General features: G+C 66.2%; 16 protein-coding genes. 8 read left to right on the top strand and 8 right to left on the bottom strand.

Annotated features, from left to right (window positions below):
• Positions 1–1,335: a Gfo/Idh/MocA family protein gene (locus tag F7O44_RS13765; RefSeq protein ID WP_162450819.1), complete on the top strand. Its 1,335-nt coding sequence runs from the start codon at positions 1–3 to the stop codon at positions 1,333–1,335.
• A gap of 84 nt (positions 1,336–1,419) precedes the next feature.
• Here F7O44_RS13765 and F7O44_RS31130 read toward each other — a convergent pair whose 3' ends face one another.
• From F7O44_RS31130 to F7O44_RS13755, 3 genes are all read right to left on the bottom strand, one after another.
• The gene (locus tag F7O44_RS31130; protein WP_281353553.1) at positions 1,420–1,551 is read right to left on the bottom strand and encodes a hypothetical protein; all 132 of its coding nucleotides are present in this window, start codon (positions 1,549–1,551) and stop codon (positions 1,420–1,422) included.
• A 111-nt stretch (positions 1,552–1,662) separates the two neighbouring features.
• Complete coding sequence (locus F7O44_RS13760) at positions 1,663–2,343, bottom strand: response regulator (protein WP_162450818.1); 681 nt, start codon at positions 2,341–2,343, stop codon at positions 1,663–1,665.
• Positions 2,340–3,521: a sensor histidine kinase gene (locus F7O44_RS13755; RefSeq protein ID WP_162450817.1), complete on the bottom strand. Its 1,182-nt coding sequence runs from the start codon at positions 3,519–3,521 to the stop codon at positions 2,340–2,342. The genes F7O44_RS13760 and F7O44_RS13755 overlap by 4 nt, the downstream gene beginning before the upstream one ends.
• Positions 3,522–3,702: 181 nt before the next feature.
• On the opposite strand from F7O44_RS13755, the gene phoU reads away from it, so the two are divergent.
• Positions 3,703–4,344, top strand: coding sequence for a phosphate signaling complex protein PhoU (phoU, locus tag F7O44_RS13750; protein ID WP_162450816.1), 642 nt, complete (start codon positions 3,703–3,705; stop codon positions 4,342–4,344).
• On the opposite strand, the gene F7O44_RS13745 is transcribed toward phoU, so the two are convergent.
• A complete protein-coding gene (locus F7O44_RS13745) occupies positions 4,345–5,490 on the bottom strand; it encodes a L,D-transpeptidase family protein (RefSeq protein WP_222851346.1) in 1,146 nt (381 codons plus the stop codon).
• Between the two features lie 154 nt (positions 5,491–5,644).
• On the opposite strand from F7O44_RS13745, the gene mshA reads away from it, so the two are divergent.
• The 5 genes from mshA (at position 5,645) to F7O44_RS13720 (ending at position 13,094) form a co-directional block, all read left to right on the top strand.
• Positions 5,645–7,024, top strand: coding sequence for a D-inositol-3-phosphate glycosyltransferase (gene mshA, locus F7O44_RS13740; protein ID WP_162450814.1), 1,380 nt, complete (start codon positions 5,645–5,647; stop codon positions 7,022–7,024).
• Entirely contained in the window at positions 7,021–7,506 is a 486-nt protein-coding gene (locus F7O44_RS13735) for a type III secretion system chaperone family protein (RefSeq protein ID WP_162450813.1), read from the top strand. Before mshA ends, F7O44_RS13735 begins: the two co-directional genes overlap by 4 nt.
• A gap of 84 nt (positions 7,507–7,590) precedes the next feature.
• Positions 7,591–8,337: a phosphoglyceromutase gene (locus F7O44_RS13730; protein WP_162450812.1), complete on the top strand. Its 747-nt coding sequence runs from the start codon at positions 7,591–7,593 to the stop codon at positions 8,335–8,337.
• 378 nt (positions 8,338–8,715) lie between these two features.
• Positions 8,716–12,291 carry an ABC transporter ATP-binding protein gene (locus tag F7O44_RS13725; RefSeq protein ID WP_162450811.1) on the top strand — a complete coding sequence of 1,192 codons (3,576 nt, stop codon included), beginning with the start codon at positions 8,716–8,718 and terminating at the stop codon, positions 12,289–12,291.
• Positions 12,292–12,524: 233 nt separating this feature from the next.
• Positions 12,525–13,094 carry a Uma2 family endonuclease gene (locus F7O44_RS13720; RefSeq protein ID WP_162450810.1) on the top strand — a complete coding sequence of 190 codons (570 nt, stop codon included), beginning with the start codon at positions 12,525–12,527 and terminating at the stop codon, positions 13,092–13,094.
• A gap of 284 nt (positions 13,095–13,378) precedes the next feature.
• On the opposite strand, the gene F7O44_RS13715 is transcribed toward F7O44_RS13720, so the two are convergent.
• From F7O44_RS13715 to rhaI, 3 genes are all read right to left on the bottom strand, one after another.
• Positions 13,379–14,839, bottom strand: coding sequence for a rhamnulokinase (locus F7O44_RS13715; RefSeq protein ID WP_162450809.1), 1,461 nt, complete (start codon positions 14,837–14,839; stop codon positions 13,379–13,381).
• A gap of 79 nt (positions 14,840–14,918) precedes the next feature.
• The gene (locus F7O44_RS13710; protein ID WP_162450808.1) at positions 14,919–16,964 is read right to left on the bottom strand and encodes a bifunctional aldolase/short-chain dehydrogenase; all 2,046 of its coding nucleotides are present in this window, start codon (positions 16,962–16,964) and stop codon (positions 14,919–14,921) included.
• A gap of 16 nt (positions 16,965–16,980) precedes the next feature.
• A complete protein-coding gene (rhaI, locus tag F7O44_RS13705) occupies positions 16,981–18,138 on the bottom strand; it encodes an L-rhamnose isomerase (RefSeq protein ID WP_187361318.1) in 1,158 nt (385 codons plus the stop codon).
• 225 nt (positions 18,139–18,363) lie between these two features.
• On the opposite strand from rhaI, the gene F7O44_RS13700 reads away from it, so the two are divergent.
• A complete protein-coding gene (locus tag F7O44_RS13700) occupies positions 18,364–19,383 on the top strand; it encodes a LacI family DNA-binding transcriptional regulator (RefSeq protein WP_162450806.1) in 1,020 nt (339 codons plus the stop codon).
• Between the two features lie 2 nt (positions 19,384–19,385).
• Here F7O44_RS13700 and F7O44_RS13695 read toward each other — a convergent pair whose 3' ends face one another.
• A complete protein-coding gene (locus F7O44_RS13695; protein WP_162450805.1) occupies positions 19,386–20,075 on the bottom strand; it encodes an FCD domain-containing protein in 690 nt (229 codons plus the stop codon).
• Positions 20,076–20,179 lie beyond the last annotated feature (104 nt).

Here is a 20,179-nt window from a genome sequence, read left to right as displayed (position 1 = left end):
ATGACCAGTCTCCGCCCGAAAGCACGCTATGCCGTAGTCGGCCTCGGGAGTCGCTCCAAGATGTTCACCCGGGCCCTGCTGGAAGAGCACAGCGACGACGGCGAACTGGTCGCGTTGTGCGACGTGAACCAGACCCGGATGGACCACCACAACGGCTGGTTCGCGACGGATTTCGGCGCTGGGCCGGTGCCTTGCTACGGCCCGGCGGACTTCGTGCGCATGCTGGACGAGCAGCGCGTTGATGCGGTGATCGTGACAAGCGTCGACCGCACCCATCACCGGTACATCGTCACGGCGATGGAGCACGGCCGCGACGTCATCACCGAGAAGCCGCTGACCACGGATGAAGAGAAGTGTCAGCAAATCCTCGATGCGCAAGCCCGGACCGGACGGCAACTGACGGTGACGTTCAACTACCGGTACGCGCCGCGGAACAGCGCCGTCAAGGAGCTCATCTCCTCCGGCGCGATCGGTGACGTGCAGTCAGTGCATTTCGAGTGGCTACTCGATACCAGGCATGGGGCGGACTATTTCCGTCGCTGGCACCGGGACAAGCGCAATTCCGGTGGCTTGATGGTCCACAAGTCCAGCCACCACTTCGACCTGGTCAACTGGTGGCTCGGCGCCGTTCCCCAGACCGTCTTCGGCTTCGGTGACCTGCGCTTCTACGGCAGCGACAACGCTGAGCGCCGGGGCGAGAAGGTTCGCTCGCACCGGAGTCACGGCAGCCCGGACATCGCCACGGACCCCTGGGCGATCGACCTGGCCGCGACACCCGAGCTGAAGGCACTCTATCTGGACGCCGAGCACGAGGACGGCTACATCCGAGACCGCAACGTCTTCACCGACGGCATCAGCATCGAGGACGACATGGCCGTGCTCGTGCGATACGACACTGGCGCCACCCTCAGCTACCACCTCACTGCCTACTCGCCGTGGGAGGGCTACCGGGTCGGCTTCAACGGCACGCGGGGGAGGCTGGAGCTGGACGTCGTCGAGCGCTCCTACGTCAGCGGTGACGTCATCGATCCCAATGCCGCCGGTGCCGACCAGCCGGGCAACGAACCCATCGACCAGACCCGGCTCACGCTGCGACCGTTGTGGGAGACGCCGCGGCCGATCGGGCTCGAGGAGGAAGGGGGCGGCGGGCACGGTGGCGGCGATCGACGGCTGCTGGCCGACGTGTTCGCGGGCACTCGGGAGCCGGATCCACTCGGCCGCGCCGCCGGGCCGGTCGACGGCGCCTACGCGATGCTGACCGGCGCCGCCGCCAACCGTTCCTTCGCCACGGGCCTCCCAGTCCGGATCAGCGACCTGATCTCCATCCCCACCTAGATGATCATGTTTGGTGGGTTTCCTCGTGCGTCGACAGGACTGTAGGCATGGTGAGGCGCGAGAAAACCCACCAAACATGATCATCTAGTCGGGCCGAGCGGCTGGGGTGGGGCCGCCGACACTCCGGAGGAAGCCGCGCACCGCAAGATCGTCCGGCCCGCGGCCCGCTACGTCGACCCGGAACCTGTCCAGCCAGTTCCGGACCGCCCATCTCATCGGTGATCGTCAGTGGCCCGGGGTCGCGATTCGATGATCGTCAGTGGATTCTGGTCGTTGTTCCACGACCACATGCTACTCATGATCACCGGGACGCGCGGGTGTGGAGAGTCAGGTCTCCAGCTTGTAGCCCAGACCCCGAACGGTGAGCAGGTACGTCGGGGTCGCCGGGTCCGGTTCGATCTTGGCCCGAAGGCGCTTGACGTGCACGTCCAGGGTTTTCGTGTCCCCGACATAGTCCGCGCCCCAGATCCGGTCGATCAGCTGCGCCCTGGTGAGTACCCGGCCGGCATTACGCAGGAGCAGCTCCAGTAGCTCGAACTCCTTCAACGGCAGCCGCACCGAGACACCACTGACCGACACGACATGCCGCTCGGTGTCCATCCGCACCGGCCCGGCCTCGAGTACCGACGGGCTGGATTCGGCGGGCTCAGTGCCACGGCGCAGCACCGCCCGGATCCGTGCCACCAGCTCCCGGGACGAGAACGGCTTCGTGACGTAGTCGTCGGCGCCCAACTCCAGGCCCACGACCTTGTCCACCTCGGAGTCCTTCGCGGTCAGCATGATCACCGGGACGGCGGAGCGTTGCCGGAGCTGCCTGCATACCTCGGTGCCGGACAGGCCGGGCAGCATGAGATCGAGCAGCACAAGATCGGCTCCGGCGCGGTCGAACTCGTCGAGAGCGTCGTCGCCGGTCGCGGCGACTGCCACCTCGAAGCCTTCCTTCTTGAGCATGTACGACAGTGCGTCGCTGAAGGACTCTTCGTCCTCGACGACCAGCACTCGGGTCACGGTGCCTCCCTAGCAGCGTGCGAAACGACCCCCGGCGGTTGCCCAGGTCGATACGGATGGAGCGGAAGCCGCAGAGTAAAGGTCGAGCCCGCGCCTTGCACGCTCCACACATTCACGTCGCCGCCGTGGCTGGCGGCGATGTGCTTGACGATTGACAATCCGAGGCCGGTCCCCCCGGTCTCCCGGGAACGTGCCGGATCCACGCGGTAGAAACGCTCGAAGATCCGGTCGAGCTCAGTCTCGGCGATCCCGTAGCCCTGATCGGTGACGCTGATCTCCACCAAGTCCTCACGTCGCCCGACGCCGACGGCCACCTTGCTCCCTTCGGGGCTGTAGCTGACCGCGTTCTCGACGAGGTTGCCCACCGCGATGACGAGTTGCTTCTCATTCCCGAGAACCTGCAGGTCGGCCGTTCCTCCCGCGGTCAGGCGGACATGCCGGTTCTCGGCATCGACCCGGCAGCGGTCGATGGCAGCCGCGACCACGTTGTCGATCTCCACCGGTTCCGGCGAATCGACCGGATCGTCGTACTGCAACCGCGACAGATCGATGATCTCCTCGACCAGCCGGCTCAGCCGGGTGCCTTCGCGCTGCATCCTCGCGGCGAAGCGCTGAACCGCCTCGGGGTCGTCGCTGGCGTCCTGGACCGCCTCGGCCAGCAACATCAGCGCACCGACCGGGGTCTTGAGCTCATGCGAGACGTTGGCGACGAAGTCCCGCCGGACCTCATCGATCCGGATCTGATGGGTGCGGTCCTCGACCAATGCGAGCAACAGCCGGTCGCCGAGCGGCGCCACCCGGGCGGAGACGTGCAACGTCTGGGTCGTGTCGCGGGAACGAGGGACCTCGAGTTGAAGCTCCCGGATCTGGCCGTCTCGCTGAACCTTCTCCGCCAGCCGTAACAATTCCGGTACTGCGATCCGGTCCTGCCGCACCAGCCCGAACGCGTACGCCGAAGGGCTGGCCTTCACGACGGCGGTGTTCTCGTCCAGCACGATGGCGCTGGAGCGCAGCACAGCCACCACCTCGGCTGCGCCTTCGGGGATCGGCGAGCCAGCTGACGGCTGCGGAGATACGGGCTGACGGCTACGAGCCCGCACCCTCCAGCCGAGCACTAGACCTACGGCGAGCCCGACGACGGCAGCCAGCACTCCTGCGGCAATGACGTCCACATTCATCGATAGTAAGGGTCATCGGAGCTTTTGCTGCACAAAAGGCGCCTCAGACGGCCGCCCGGCGGCTATGTTCATCCGATTTTCGCAGTTGGTTCACCTTGAGCCGCCGTCCGTCCATGCTGTCGTCCTAGCGTGAGCTTCGGCACCGCCCCGCTATCCGACCTCACGACGGGACGTACGACCCATGCGCGACGCCTACCGCGAACAACTCGACGCCGTGACCGGCCGATTGATCGGCATGGCGCGCAAGGCGAACGAACAGATGCGATGGGCCACCAGCGCATTATTGACCGCTGATCTGGCGCTCGCCGAAAAGGTCGTCGAGGCCGACCCTTCGATCAACCGGGATCAGCTCGAAATCGACGAGATGACCATCGAGGTGATGGCCACCCAGAGTCCCGTCGCCGGCGACCTTCGGTTCACGACGTCGTCGCTGCGCACTACCGCGGATATCGAGCGGATGGGCGACCTGACCGTCCACATCGCCAAGATCACCCGCATGCGCTATCCGGACCACGCCGTTCCGGAAGACCTGCGCAGCACGTTTGCCGCCATGGGCCGCACGGCCGAGAACATGGTGGACAAGGCGGTGGGCGTTCTGCGCAGTCACGACCTCGCCGCGGCCGCCGAGCTGGCCCGGGACGACAACGAGATGGACCGGCTGCACCGCTCCCTGTTCCTGGTGCTCTTCGACGAGAACTGGGACCGGGGCGTCGAGGCCGCCGTCGACATCGCGCTCCTCGGCCGCTACTACGAACGCTTCGCCGACCACGCCGTCGAGATCGCGGCCAACGTGCGATATCTGGTCACCGGTGAGGTCAGGTAGTCAGGACCGGTAGACGATGACCTTGTCGCCGACGTTGACCTGGTCGAACAGCGAGGCGATGGCGTCCCTGTCCCGGACATTGACGCAGCCGTGGGACGCTCCGTTGTAGCCGTTCTCGGCGAAGTCAGGTGAATAGTGCACGGCCTGCCCGCCGCTGAAGAACATCGCGTACGGCATCGGGGTGTCATACAAGGACGAGACATGATCGCGCGACTTCCAGCCCACCTGGAAGCCGCCCTCACGCGTAGGGGTCATCTCGGAACCGAACCGGACGTCGAGCGTCATCTTGACCTGCCCGTCGATGACCCAGCGCATGCTGTTGCTGGTTTTGTCGATACACAGCGCACGTCCAGTGGCACAGCGCGGGTCCAGGCCTGGCACCTCAGTGCCGGGCTCGTCCTCGTCGGGTTCCTCCGCCTCCGGTTCCCGGTTGTGCAGCTCGTCGTCGGTGGGTTTCTGGGTCATGGCGACCAGCCGGTCCCAGGTTTCCTGGTCGACGTCGCCGGTTTCCGGCAGCTCTCGGCGCGCTTGGAAGCCCGCGACAGCCAGCTTGGTCATATCGCCGTAGTTCGGCGTGATCTCGCCCTCGAACCAGCCGATCTGCTTCAGCCGAGCTTGAAGCTCGCGGACCCGTTCGCCGGAGTCACCGGGCTGCAAGATGGGCGGCCCGGCAACGATGCGGTTGTGCATCTCGTCGTCGGTCGGCTCCCGCGTCATGCCCACCAGCCGGTCCCAGGTCTCCTCGTCCACCTCGCCGGTTTCCGGCAGCTCTCGCCGCGCCTGGAAGCCGGTCACGGCTTCAACCGTGACATCGTCGTACTCACCGGAGATATCCGGCTCGAACCAGCCGATCTGCTTGAGCCTGGCCTGCAGGTCGCGGACTTCGCCACCGCTGGCGCCGGCAGCCAGCAACGGTTCCGGCTCGGGCGTCTCGGTGGGTTCGGGTTCCGGAGTGATGGTGGGCTCAGGTGTGGTCTCGGCGGGCTCCAGCGTGACGACATCCTCCGGGCTCGGGACGGCTGACACACTCGACCGAGCCAGTGGTGTGGTCGCCTCCGCGGTCTCGTCGCCGACGAGCTGGTTGACTCCGTAGGCGCCCCCCGCGCCGACAACGACGATCAGCGATGCGATGAGGACATTCCTCACGAATTTCCTGTTGCGCACTACTTCCCCTTCTGGCCCGGCACAGCACGGCTCGACGCCGCCCCCACTCACCATGACGCTCATGCTGCCGGGCAGGTTGCACCGATCGCATCAAATGGCATATTACGAGTTGGCCACAGAGTTATGAATCAGGTGCATGCCGTGTTGGAAGAGAAATAGCAATCAGCACGTTGTGAAGAGGCGAAGCAGCCGAGACCGACCAGACAGAAAGGGGCGCTACCAGGTGTCTGACAGGAGTCGCACCGGCGTCCCCCGGCGAGTAGCCATGCTCAGCGTGCACACCTCACCTCTCGATCAGCCCGGCATCGGTGACGCCGGGGGGATGAATGTGTACGTCGTCGAGCTGGCCAGAGAACTCGCCGCCGCAGGCGTCGAGATCGAGATCTTCACCCGGTCCACGTCGTCCGATCTCCCGCCCCGGGTCGAAGCGGCGCCCGGCGTCACCGTCCGGCACATCGCGGCCGGACCCTACGAACCGCTTCCGAAAGAAGAGCTTCCGGCCCAGATGTGTTCGTTCGCGTCCGGCGTCCTACGCGCCGAGGCCGCCCGTGAACCGGGTTGGTACAGCCTCGTTCATTCGCACTATTGGCTCTCCGGCCAGGTCGGCCAGCTGGCCACCGAACGGTGGGGAGTGCCGCTGGTCCACTCGATGCACACCATGGCAAGAGTGAAGAACCGCGCGCTCGCCATGGGAGAGCGCCCCGAGCCACGTCCCAGGGAGCTGGGAGAGGAACAGGTCGTACGGGCCGCCCATCGGCTCATCGCCAACACCGACGACGAAGCACGCCAGCTCGTCCAGCTATATGGTGCTGAAGCAGGCAAAGTCGACACTGTGTGGCCTGGCGCTGATCTGTCGATCTTCACACCAGGCAGCCAGAGCAGTGCCCGGCAGCGCCTCGGTCTGGCCCAGCAAGCCATAGTGCTGTTATTCGCCGGACGAATACAGCCACTCAAAGCACCGGATGTGCTCGTCCGCACGGTTGCCCGGCTGCTAGCTGCCGAGCCCGACCTTCGCGGCCGGATCGTCGTACCCGTCGTCGGTGGTCCGTCCGGCACCGGCGCCGAGCGCCCAGACGAAATCGCCCAGCTCGCCCGCTCGCTCGGGGTAGACGATGTCGTCAGTTTCCATCCCCCGGTTGATCAAGCCACCCTGGCCGACTGGTACCGCGCCAGCGACATGACCGTGGTGCCGTCGTACAGCGAGTCGTTCGGCCTCGTGGCTCTGGAGTCACAAGCATGCGGCACACCTGTCGTGGCTTCAGCCGTCGGGGGGTTGCGGACCGCGGTACACGATGGTCAGTCCGGTGTGCTCGTCGAAGGACACTATCCGGGCGACTGGGCTCACGTCATCAGCGCACTGATGGACGACCCCGCCCGGCTGGGGCGGCTCAGCCGCGGCGCGGTCGAGCATGCGTCGAGATTCGGCTGGGACAGCACGGCGGCACGTGTCCTTGATGTCTACACCGATGCTTGTGCCCGGCGCCGGGCCGATCTGTTCGAGATGTGTTGCTCATGAAGCCCGTCGACATCGTCCGGGAGTATCTGGCAGCCTCCGGCGCGCCGTGGGAGGAATCCGCCCCGGGAGCGTTCTCCGTCGAACTTCCCGGCGAACGCAAACTGACGACCGCGTGCAGCCTGGCAGTACGTGACCACAGTCTCGTCGTCAACGCCTTCGTGGCGCGCCGTCCCGACGAGAACCACGACGAGGTCCATCGCTGGATGCTGGAACGCAACGCCCGCCTGCCGGGGATCGCTTTCGCCATCGACCAGGCCGGCGACATCTACCTGGTGGCCAAGCTCCCCTTGCATGCCGTGACCGCTGACGAGCTGGACCGGCTGCTGGGCGCCGTGCTCGACACCGCCGACTCGTCGTTCAACACGATCTTGGACCTGGGCTTCGCCAGCTCGATCCGGCGCGAGTGGGCCTGGAGACTGGCGCGGGGTGAATCCACCCGCAACCTGGCCGCCTTCGAGCATCTCCGGCCTCGCGACGCTTGACCGGTCGCCGTCGCCGACTTCAACGTCCACGGCATCGTCGCCCCGGCTGGAAGGGGTGTGAACAAGACTCGGTAAAGTCGGGCCATGACCTACCGTCTGGTGCTGCTCCGTCACGGCGAGAGCGATTGGAACGCGAAGAACCTCTTCACCGGCTGGGTCGACGTCGACCTGACCGCTACCGGCGAGGCCGAGGCACGGCGTGGCGGCGAACTGCTGACCGAGCGTGGCGTCCTTCCCGACGTCGTGCACACCAGCGTGCTCCGGCGGGCCATTCGCACCGCCAACATCACTCTTGATGTCGCAGACCGGCACTGGATTCCGGTCCGTCGTTCCTGGCGGCTCAACGAGCGCCACTACGGCGCGCTGCAGGGCAAAGACAAGAAGCAGACTTTGGAAGAGTTCGGCGAGGAGCAGTTCATGCTCTGGCGCCGCTCGTACGACACCCCGCCGCCGCCCATCGCTGACGACGACGAGTTCTCGCAGGTCGGAGATGCCCGCTACGCGGACCTCCCGTCGGAAGTCATGCCTCGCACCGAGTGCTTGAAGGACGTCCTGCAGCGCTTCCTGCCGTATTGGTACGACGCGATCGTGCCGGACCTGCGACGTGGACAGACGGTGGCGGTCGTCGCCCATGGGAACTCACTGCGTGCGCTCGTGAAGCACCTGGACGGCATCAGCGACGACGCCATCGCCGGGCTGAACATCCCCACCGGTGTGCCACTGCTGTATGAACTCGACGAGTCGATGCGGCCGGTCACCACGGGCGGACAGTACCTCGACCCCGACGCTGCGGCCGCCGCGATCGAAGCGGTCAAGAACCAGGGCCGCTGACGCTGCTCTTCCTCACCCCACCTAGATGATCATGTTTGGTGGGTTTTCTCGGGCGTCACCATGCCTGTAGGCCTATTGACGCACGGGGAAACCCACCAAACATGATCATCTAGGTGGGGTGAGGGGCACGGTGTGAAGAATTCTGTTGCCGCTCTCATCTGAGCCGGTAAGATAGTTGCGGTCCGCATCGGATTTTCCCCACCCGTTCCACTCTTCCCGGAGATTGTTGTGCCGCGCCGCCAATCGGCAAATCCTTCAGGCCCGTCAAACCCGCTACCTTCAGATTCGCCCACTCCCTCAAGGCCGCAAGGCTCCAACCGCAGCCACCTCGGAACGTTCCGCCGGCTCGAGCCCTACTTACTCAAGCACAAGCGCACGTTGCTCGTCTCCATTCTGCTAGCCCTGTTCTGGGCTGGCACGGTCGCGCTCGTGCCGGTCACCCAGGGCAGGGTCATCGATCACGCCATCATCGACGGCACGGCACCGTTGATGCCACTGCTGGTGTTGCTCGTCTCGATCGCGATCGCCCGGTTCCTGCTGTCCACCGGCTGGCGCTACATCGGGGGCAAGACCGCGTTCCGCATCCAGGACGACATCCGCCTCGACGTCTACGACACCCTGCAGCGCCTCGACTTCACCGGACATGCACAGCTGCAGAGTGGTCAGCTCGTGTCCCGGATCAGCAGCGACCTGCGCTACGTTCACATGCTGCTGATGTGGATCCCGCAAGTGGCCGGCTCATTGCTTTCGGCCACGCTGGCCATCGCGATCATGTTCACGCTGTCGCCGCCTGTCGCGACGCTCGTCCTCGCGGTGATCATCGCGGTGTTCGCCGTGACCAATCGGCAACGACGCAAGGTCTACGCCGCCGGTTGGGACGCGCAGCAGCGCGAAGCCCAGATGACCACCCGGGTCGAAGAGACCATCACCGGCGTCCGGGTGGTGCGCGCCTTCGGCCAGCAGCCGGCCGAGACAGACCGACTGCACGACTCACTACTGGACATGTTCGCCGCCCGGGTCCGCGCGGTTCGGCTCCGGGCGCCTTTCATGGCGTCGTTGCAGGGTGCGCCGTTGGCCGGGCAGGTGCTGGTGTTGTTGGTCGGCGGCATCCTGGTTCTCAACGGCCATCTCACCATCGGCGTGTTCCTCGCCTGCACCGGTTACCTCGCCGAGCTGGTCGGCGTCGCCCGGATCGCCGGCATGGTCCTGACCAACGCGCCCATGTGCCGGGCGGCGACGGAGCGGGTCGGGGAACTACTCGATCTGCAAGCCGAGATCACCGAACCGGCCCGACCGGTCGACGTCAGTTCTGACGGCGGTGCGGTGTCGTTCCATCAGGTCCGTTTCGCCTACGCCGACGGCGACGGTCACCAGGTCATGAACGGTTTCAGTCTCGACGTCGCGGCCGGGGAGACAATAGCGCTGGTCGGACCCTCGGGGTGTGGCAAGTCCACGGCGCTGACCATGCTGCCCCGGTTCTTCGACCCCGACGCCGGAACCATCACCGTCGACGGCATCGACGTGCGGCGGTGGTCGCTGCCAGAACTGCGGAGCCGGATCGGTGTCGTGTTCGAGAACAGTTTCCTGTTCTCCGACACGATCAGCGCAAACATCGCCTATGGCCGGCCCGAAGCCACCGACGACGAAATCCGCGCCGCCGCGAAAGCCGCGGCGGCGGACGAGTTCATCACCGAACTCTCCGACGGGTACGACACGATGGTCGGAGAAGAAGGAATCACGCTCTCGGGTGGACAGCGGCAGCGGGTCGCACTGGCCCGAGCCCTGCTCGCCGAGCCCGACATCCTTCTGCTCGACGACGCCACGTCGTCCGTCGATGTCCAGGTGGAAGAGCGCATTCACGCGAACCTCAAACCCTTCCTGGCCGAGCGAACCGTTCTCTTGGTCGCCTACCGTGAGTCGACTCTGCGCCTGGCCGACCGGGTTGTCCTTGTGGACGGTGGCCGCGTCGTCGACCAAGGCAGCCACCACGAACTGCTGCAACGATCCGCGCTCTACCGGGACCTCTTCGGCGACGCCGAAGACGCGGCCGACGACGCCGGTCCGGCCGGTCTGATCAGCCGCGCCCGCTCCGGGAGGTTCGAGGCCACCGCATCGGCGTGGGAATCCCGTCAAGATGCCACCGGCCATCTGCCGCCGGCAGAGATGGAGATCCCGCAACCGGTCGCCGAGCAGATCGCCAAGCTCCCGCCGCCGAAGGACGCCCCGGGCGTCGACCTCGCCCGCGAGGGCAGCACCGCCGGACCGCTCCGGCTGGCGTCGTTCATCCGCCCGTACATCGGCGGCCTGCTGGTGGGGCTGGGCCTCGTCGTGCTAGAAGCCGCGATCGTACTGCTCAACCCGATGCTGGTCCGTCGTGCCGTCGACGACGGGATGCTGGCCGGTTCGCTACCGGTGCTGCTGACCATCTGCGCCATCGCCGCCGGCCTGGTCGGTGTGTTGTGGTGGGACCAGCGGACCGGATTGCTCTGGACCGCGCGCAGCACCGAACGTCTCCTGCTCGCGCTGCGGGTGCGGATCTTCGGCCAGTTGCAACGGCTAGGAATCGACTACTACGACCGCACGCAGGCCGGCCGGATCATGACCCGGATGACATCCGACGTGGACGCCATCGCCCAGCTTTTCCAGGTCGGCCTGATCAACACCGTCGTCAGCCTGACGACATTCGCGGGAATGTCCGTGGTGGTCGTCGTGCTCGACCCGCTGCTGGCGCTCGTGGTACTCGGTGTCATCCCGTTCGCCGCGTTGAGCACGTGGTGGTACCGACGCCGCGCCTTCCCAGCCTATGACCGCGCCCGCGAGCAGACATCGCTGATCAACGCCAACATCCAGGAAAGCATGGCCGGGATCCGGGTCACCCATGCATTCCGGCGCGAGGCGGTCAACCTGCGGCGCTTCGCAGCGCTCGGCCGCGAGTACGTCTCGGCGAGTCTGCGCGGACATTTCGCCACGTCGGCCTACGTCGCCTCCATCGAACTGCTGTCCGTGCTCGCCATCGCCGCGGTGCTCGGCGTCGGAGCAGCCCGGATCGAGGCGGGAACGCTGGCGCTGGGGACGCTCATCGCGTTCCTGCTGTACCTGGCTCAGGTCTTCGCGCCGATCCAGCAGCTCTCCCAAGTGTTCGACGTGTACCAGCGGGCCCGGACCGGCTTGGTCCGAGTCCGCCGGTTACTCGAACTGGAGACGTCCACGCCGGTCCAGCCCAACGCCGAACCGGTCCCGCAACTGCGCGGCGACGTCCGCTTCCACCAGGTGCGGCTGCGCTATGCCGGCACCTCCACCGACGCCATCCGCGACGTGGGGTTGCACGTTCCTCCAGGCCAACGTGTCGCCTTTGTGGGTCGCACCGGCGCCGGAAAGTCGACGTTGTCCAAGCTGATCGCTCGCTTCTACGACCCCACCTCCGGAACGGTGCTGGTCGACGGCCGGCCACTGGACGGGCTCGACATCACCAGCTACCGGCGGCAGCTCGGCTACGTCCCACAGGAGCCGTTCCTGTTCTCCCGGACGGTCCGGGAGAACATCGCCTACGCGAAAGCAACTGCGAGTGACGCCGAGGTCGAGGCCGCCGCGCGCGCCGTAGGAGCTCACGAGTTCATCGAGCGGCTGCCCGGCGGGTACCACCACGTGGTCGCCGAGCGCGGCCGGTCACTGTCGGCCGGTCAGCGCCAGCTGATCTGCCTCGCACGTGCCCTGTTGCATGACCCGTCGATCCTGATTCTCGACGAGGCCACGTCCAACCTCGATCTAGCCAGCGAACGGCGGGTCAACCAGGCGATGCGGGTGGCGTCGGCCGGGCGGACGACACTGGTGGTCACGCATCGGCCGCAGTCGCTGCATTGGGTCGACCGGGTCGTCGTCGTCGCCGACGGCAGGGTCGCCGGGGACGAACCGGCGTCGGACTATGTGGCCCGGGTGCTCCAGCCGGCCGGCTAAGGACCCGCGCGATTAGGGGCGCCGGATAGTGAGCGGGATCGGGCGCCTGGACAACAAGGTGGAGGAAGGAGTCGCACTGGGTTTGTGCGTCGCCTGACGATCAACGTTGGTAGTTCCCGACGGCTGGCATGCCGGGCCGGCGAGCCCGGCGACTCGACTCCCTATTGGCGCGGGTTCCAAGACTGGCGGCGTAATCGACCGTGATGCAAACTTGCAGCAGGCAGGAGGTGCTCGTGGTCAACAAGGCGCACAGAATACCCACCGACCGGGTTGAGCCGTGGACATTCGAGGATCTCCGCGGCTTTCCCGACTCGCCGTGGCGCTTCGAGATCATCGACGGCGGGCTGCACATGACGCCGCCGCCCGGCGAAACCCACGAGGGGGTACGTGCGCGCCTGGAGCAGTTCATCGCCGATGCGCTGGACCCTTCCCATCGCCTTCTGGGGCCGGTCGTGGTGGATATCCATCCCTCGTATCTCATACCGGACCTCGCTGTAGCCGGCATGAACCCGAGTCAGCCGGCCAACGGGCTCGTCTACCCATCAGAGCTGGTACTAGCGGTCGAGGTCGTCTCGCGCGGCTCGGCTTCTGCCGATCGAACACTCAAACCAGCTACGTATGCCGCGGCCGGGATCCCGGCCTACTGGTGTGTCGAAACTGAGCCGCGGACCAGCCTCACCGCCTATACGCTGACCGACGACGCCAGCGTCTACACCGAGGTCGGCGCCTGGCTGGTAGGCGACGTAGCCCACCTGACCGAGCCGTTTCACCTCGACCTCACCATCACCGACCTCGAAAAGTGACGCTCCGCGTATCGGTGATCGTCAGTGGGTTGTGGTCGTCGCGGAGACCGATTTGCGAGCTTTGTTACGTGGGCTTACGACCACAACCCACTGACGATCACCGAACAGGGTGGCGGGGTGACGGTGACTGGGGTGGGTGACTGGGGTGGGTGACTGGGGTGGGTGACTGGGGTGGGTGACTGGGGTGGGTGACTGGGGTGGGTGACTGGGGTGGGTGACTGGGGTGGGTGACTGGGGTGGGTGACCGGGGGTGGGTGACGGTGATGGGGGTGATCGTGGCGTGGTCAGGCCGCGATCCAGGGCGACCAGTCAAGGCCGCCGGCGGGTTCAAACCGCTCTATCCGCTGCGTAGCTGCGACAAGTGCGCGTGCTTCGGCCTGGCTCCCCAGAACGCCCGCGGCACGCGCCTGCACCAGCAGGTTACCCAGAGCTGTCGCCTCCGTTGGCCCAGCCAGAACCGGAAGCCCCGTGGCCTCCGCGGTGAGCTGCGCCAGCAGCCGGTTCTGCGAGCCGCCACCCACCAGGTGAACGACGTCTACCGCCCGGCCGGACAACCGCGAGGCATCACGGACCGCACGAGCATGGCCAATCGCCAGACTGTCCAAGATGCATCGGACCACGGCAGCCCGGGTCTCGGGGACCGGCAATCCCGCATCGGCGCACAGCTTGCGGATACGTTCCGGCATGTCACCAGGTGACAACAGCTCGGCCGAATCCGGATCGAACACACTGCGCAGCGCCGGTTCCCGGTTAGCGGCCTCGAGCAACTCAGCGAACTCGGCCGACGCGGAACCACCGTCAACCGCCCACTCACGGACACACTCCTGCAGCGGCCATAGACCAATGACGTTTCGCAGGTACCTGATGGTGCCGTCGACCCCGACCTCGTTGGTGAAATTGGCAGCAGCGCTCTCCAGGCTGAGCACCGGCGCGTCGAGCTCGACGCCGACCAACGACCACGTTCCGCAGGAGATGTACGCGAAACGTTCCCCCAACGCAGGTACGGCGGCCACGGCCGACGCGGTGTCGTGAGAGCCTGCGGCGCGCACCATGATCCGTCCGTCGTCGCCCACCCGCTCCCGGAGCTCCGGCAGCAGCCGGCCACGCGGGTCTCCCGGGTCGTGAATGTCCGGCAGAATTCGTCGCGGTATCCCCAGGTCGGTGGCCAGTTCCGCCGCCCATTCGCCCCGGGAGACGTCATAGAGCTGGGTCGTCGAGGCGTTGGTTCGTTCCGCGCCCACAGCGCCGGTCAACGCGTGGGTGAGCAGATCTGGCATGAGCAAAATGGTCGCCGCTCGCTCCAGCCGTTCAGGACCTTCGGCCAGCAACTGGTAGAGCGTGTTGAACGGGAGGAATTGCAGGCCGGTGATGGCATACAGGTGCTCGTCGCCGAGCCGCTGCCGGATCGTGTCCATGATCCCATCGGTTCGCGAGTCGCGGTAGTGCACCGGAGCGCCCAGCAGCGAGCCGTCGGCGTCGAGGAGACCGTAGTCCACCGCCCACGAATCCACCGCCACCGATTCGAGCCCCTGGTCTGCGGCACGAGCCCGCGCCAGGCCGTTCACGATCCCATCGAACAGCTCGCCGAGATTCCAGCACAGCCGCTCGTCGTCGCGATAAGGCTTGTTGGCGAATCGGTGCACCACGTCCGCCTCGAGCCGCTCCGGACCGATCCGGCCCAGGACCACCCGCCCGCTGGAAGCTCCCAGATCGACGGCCGCCGCACTGAAGGTCTCGTCGCTCATCCGTCCTTCTCCTCACCAGTGGATCCTGCGTCCTGCTGACCGAGCGCTCCAGGGCTCGTTCTGCAGGACGCAGGAGCACTCACCGCAGGAACGCTGCCGCCACGCCGGCATCGACCGGTATGTGCAGTCCGGTGGTGTGACTCAGCTCGCCGCCGGTCAGTGCGAATACGGCGTTGGCCACGTTCTCGGGGAGCACTTCGCGCTTCAACAAGGTGCGTTTGGCGTAGAAGGCACCCAACTCTTCCTCCGGGACGCCGTACACGGCCGCGCGTTGCGCGCCCCACCCGCCGGCAAAGATGCCGGACCCTTGGACAACTCCATCCGGGTTGACGCCGTTGACCCGGATACCGTGTTCGCCCAGCTCTGCCGCGAGCAGCCGTACCTGGTGTGCCTGGTCGGCCTTCGCAGCCCCGTAGGCGACGTTGTTCGGCCCGGCGAAGACACCGTTCTTGCTGGCGATGTATACGATGTCGCCGCCCATGCGTTGCGCGGTCATCACCCGGGCCGCTTCCCGCGAGACCAGGAACGAGCCGCGGGCCATGACATCGTGTTGCAGGTCCCAATCGCGGGCGGTTGTTTCGAGCAACGGCTTCGATATCGACAACCCGGCGTTGTTGACGATCAGGTCCACCCCCCCGAATGCCAGCGCGGCATCCGCGAATGCGGCGCTGACCTGGGCTTCGTCCGTGACGTCAACGGTGACCGGCACGGCGACGTCGGTGCTGCCGAGCTCCGCGGCGGTGGCCGCCGCGGTGTCAGCGTTCATGTCAGCGACGACGACGCACGCGCCTTCGGCGGCCAGACGGGCGGCGATGGCTTTACCAATGCCGGAACCGCCCCCGGTGACCAGTGCGACCCGCCCGGCCAGTGCCTTCGGCGCGGGCTTGCGCTGAAGTTTGGCCTCCTCGAGCGCCCAATACTCGATCCGGAACTTCTCGCTCTCGGCAATCGGGGCGTATGTCGATATGGCTTCGGCCCCGCGCATCACGTTGATGGCATTGACGTAGAACTCACCCGCGACCCGCGCGGTCTGCTTGTCCTGGCCGAAGCTGAACATGCCGACACCGGGAACGAGCACGATTGCCGGGTCCGCGCCACGCATCGGCGGGCTGTCGGCAGTGGCGTGACGGGAATAGTAGGCCGCATAGTCCGCGCGGTAGGCGGCGTGCAGTTGCTCGAGCCTGGCCACCGTCTCCGCGAGCGGGGCGCTGGGCGGCAGATCCAGGACCAACGGCCGCACCTTGGTGCGCAGAAAATGATCAGGGCACGACGTTCCCAGCGCGGCCAGAGGCTGCAGCTTTTCCCGAGCCAGGAAGTCCAGTACCGCCTCGGAATCGGTGAAATGCCCGACCATCGGCTTGTCTGTCGACGCCAGGCCGCGGATCAGCGGTGCCAGCTCGGCCGCCCGCCGGCGTCGTTCCGCCTCGGGTAGTGGCTCCAGACCGGCGACAACCGGACCGAAGGGATCAGCGGTGCCACGCGTGGAGATGAACCGCTCGGCGGTCTGGATGATCTCCAACGACCGGGCCTCGCACTCTTCGCTGGTCTCACCCCAGGCAGTGATCCCGTGTCCGCCGAGAATGCAGCCGATAGCCTGTGGGTTCGCCCTCTTGATGGCGGCGATATCGAGACCGAGCTGGAATCCGGGCCGGCGCCACGGGACCCAGACCACACGATCGCCGAAGCACTCTTTGGTCAATGCTTCGCCCTCGGCGGCAGTGGCCAGCGCGATGCCCGCGTCGGGATGCAGATGATCGACATGCGCGGTGTCCACGAGGCCATGCATCGCGGTGTCGATCGACGGCGCCGCGCCACCCTTGCCGTGCAGGCAATAGTCGAAGGCGGCCACCATCTCGTCCTCTTGCGCGACACCGGGGTAGACGTCGACGAGCGCACGCATCCGGTCCAGCCGCAGCACCGCAAGGCCGTTGGAGGTCAGCGTCCCCAGGTCACCTCCGGAGCCTTTGACCCAGAGCAGCTCGACGTCGGCGCCGGTCACCGGATCAACGGCCACACCTTTGGCCGAGGTGTTGCCGCCGGCGTAGTTTGTGTACCGCGGATCGGATCCGAGCCGGTTGCTTCGTTCCAGAAGCGCCTGCACCTCAGGCGTCGTCACGTCATTCATCCCTTCTCGTTGCCCCTCATGCGCCCCAGCCAGCTTGTTCGCCGCCGACCCGCTCCGCTGTGATCTTCTCGTCGTAACCTGACTGCCGGTAGGCCGCCATAGGGTCGGCATCGAGGCCTCGATCTATGCGCCACTGCGCGAGCAGTGGCCGCACGTCGGTGTAGAAGGCGTCCATGAAGATCTCGTTGGCGCCTAGCACATCGCCGTTCTCCTGGGCCGCTGCCAACGCTGAAGCGTCGATCAGCAGCGCCTTGGCGGTCAGTTCCTGAACGTTGAGCACGGAGCGGATGATCGCCGGGATCTTCGGCTCGATGTTGTGGCATTGGTCGAGCATGAACGCGATGCCGGCCTCCGGGTCCAATGCACCGGCGCTGACGATCTCGTGCATGATCCGGAACAACTGGAACGGGTCCGCGGCGCCCACCATCAGGTCGTCGTCGGCGTAGAACCGTGAGTTGAAGTCGAATCCGCCGAGCTTGTTCGCACGTAGCAGGAAGGCCACGATGAACTCGATGTTGGTGCCAGGTGCGTGGTGGCCGGTGTCGATGACCACTTGCGCCTTTGGTCCCAGCTCTAGGCAATGCGCATATGACGTACCCCAGTCCGGCACATCCATGGTGTAGAACGATGGCTCGAAGAGTTTGTACTCCAGGAGCATCCTCTGGTGCTCCCCGAGGCGGTTGTACGTCTCCGCGAGGGCCTCGGCGAGGCGGTCTTGCCGCGCGCGGATACTGTCCTGGCCGGGGTAGTTGGTGCCGTCCGCGAACCAGAGCTTCAGGGTGTCCGACCCGGTGAGGTCCATGACATCTATGCACTCGAGCAGGTGGTCTGTGGCTTTTCGCCGCACCGACGGGTCGGGATGCGTCACGCTGCCCAGCTTGTAGTCGTCGTCCTGGAAGACGTTCGCGTTGATCGCGCCGATCTTCACGCCTTCTTGTTTGGCATGATCGGCCAACTTGGCGTAGTCGGCTACCCGATCCCAGGGGATATGCAGCGCAACCGATGGCGCGGCGCCGGTGAGCCGATGAACGACGGCGGCGTCCTCGATCTTCTCGAATGGGTCTCTCGGCACCCCTGGCTGGGCGAACACCTTGAACCGCGTGCCGGAGTTCGCGTACGCCCAGGACGCCGTCTCGACAGCCAGAGCACGCAACCCGGCTTCAATGATCGTCATCTCACTCACCCACACACCACTCCCGACACAGGGTCGATCAGATCGGCAGAGCCAAGCTCTGAATCGTTTCATTCAACGTACGCACGCCACTGCCGGTTGTCAATACGGCCGGTTCCGCCCCGGCCGGCCCGTCTACCCAGGTCCGGACCAGCCATCACGTACCATCGACGGCACAACGGAGTTAGACCTCTGAAAGCCGCGGACACATCTTTGGGGAGGCACGACATGACCCGGCCCTCTCCGAACATCCGGCAGGTTGCGCAGCGAGCCGGGGTTTCGGTGGGGACGGTCTCAAATGTGCTCAACCGCCCCGAGCTCGTCACACCCAGCACTCGTGAACGGGTCGAGGCCGCCATCAGGGACCTGCGGTTCGTCCGCAACGACTCGGCACGCCAGCTACGTGTCGGCCGGAGCAGAACGCTCGGCTTGGTGGTGCTCGACATCTCGAACCCCTTCTTCACCGATGTCGCCCGCGGCGTCGAGGACACCGCCAACCGTGAAGGGCTGGCCGTCATCGTCTGCAACAGCGACGAAGACGCCGCCAAGGAAGCATCGCACCTCGACCTGCTGGCCGAGATGCGAGTTCAAGGGGTGCTGATCAATCCGATCGAGGAGTCCGGGGAACGGATAAAAGCGCTGCGGGAGCGCGGCACACCCGTCGTGCTCTTCGACCGCCAGGCCGAATCGCCGGACGAGTGCTCGGTGGCCGTCGATGACATCCTGGGCGGGAAACAGGCCGTGGAGCACCTCATCGAACGCGGCCATCGCACAATCCTCTTCCTCGGCGGGCCGTCCACCCTCCGGCAGGTCCGGGAGCGGCACGAGGGCGCCGTACAAGCCGCCCAACAGGCCACCGCCCAGGTCGAACTCACGGTCATGAGCACCTCGGCGCTCAATGTCACTGGCGGCCGGGACGCCGGCGACCAAATCGCCGCTCTCCCGGAAACGCAGCGCCCCAGCGCGGTGTTCTGCGCCAATGACCTGGTTGCCTTGGGCCTGCTGCAGGCACTCACCCATGCTGGCCTCCGCGTCCCGGCAGACGTCGCAATCGTGGGGTATGACGACATCGATTTCGCCGCTGCCGCCGCAGTGCCGCTGTCCTCGATTCGTCAGCCCCGCCAGTTGCTCGGCCGCACGGGCGCCGAGCAGTTGCTCGACGAGACCAGCAACCCTGACCATGAACATCGCCAGGTGGTATTCGAGCCTGAGTTGATCGTCCGCGCGTCCAGCGCGCGGCAACGCTGAACTCAATGCAGCCGGGCGGCCCGGTAAAATCCATCGATATGGTCCGTGACCAGGGTGGCCGCCCCCTCGGCGTCGCCGGCACGTACGGCCGCCAGCACATCCCGATGCTCGCGACGCAACCGGAACGCCGTCTCCGCCCAGTTGTCGAGACGTGGCACGGCTTCGATGACGTATCCGTGGATCGCCTCGCGAAGTGCCGCCATGACCGTAGTGACGAGGGCGTTGCCCGCGAGGGCCGTAAGCACGACGTGAAACTCGGCATCAAGCAGATGGAACTGCTCCGGCCCGAGCCCCGGATCGTCCATGGCGTCGAGCAACCGCTCAGCGACACCGAGGGCGTCTGAATCAGCCCCCTCGCCGGCCTGGCGGACTGCCCAGGATTCGAGCAAGATGCGGGTTTGGACGATATCCCCGATCGGCAGATGGCTGGTCGCCAGATGCAGCCTCAAGGCGGAGGTGAGGGGCGAACGCGGCTCAGCGACGATCACGGCGCCGGCCTCGGGGCCGGAGCCCACGGCGGTCCTGATCACACCCATGGCCTCCAGGACCCGGATCGCCTCACGCACTGATGTACGGCTGACTCCCAGCTGGTCGGCCATCGCACGCTCACTCGGCAGCCGGTCGCCCAAACGAAGGCGGTGCCCGGCGATCTCAGCTTCGACCCACTCCAGCACGAGCTCGTACGCCTTCACGTGATCAGCCTACTTCCTGCGCCTTTGTGTGGTCTAACCACACGCGCCTACTGTGGTAGGACCACACGGTTGCCAGACGTGGCACCGTATCCGACGGTCCAGCC

This window comes from Phytoactinopolyspora mesophila (genome assembly GCF_010122465.1).
Lineage (GTDB): Bacteria > Actinomycetota > Actinomycetes > Jiangellales > Jiangellaceae > Phytoactinopolyspora > Phytoactinopolyspora mesophila.
The sequence above is the reverse complement of the archived record's forward strand: the minus strand, read 5'-3'. Positions and strand labels throughout refer to the sequence as shown.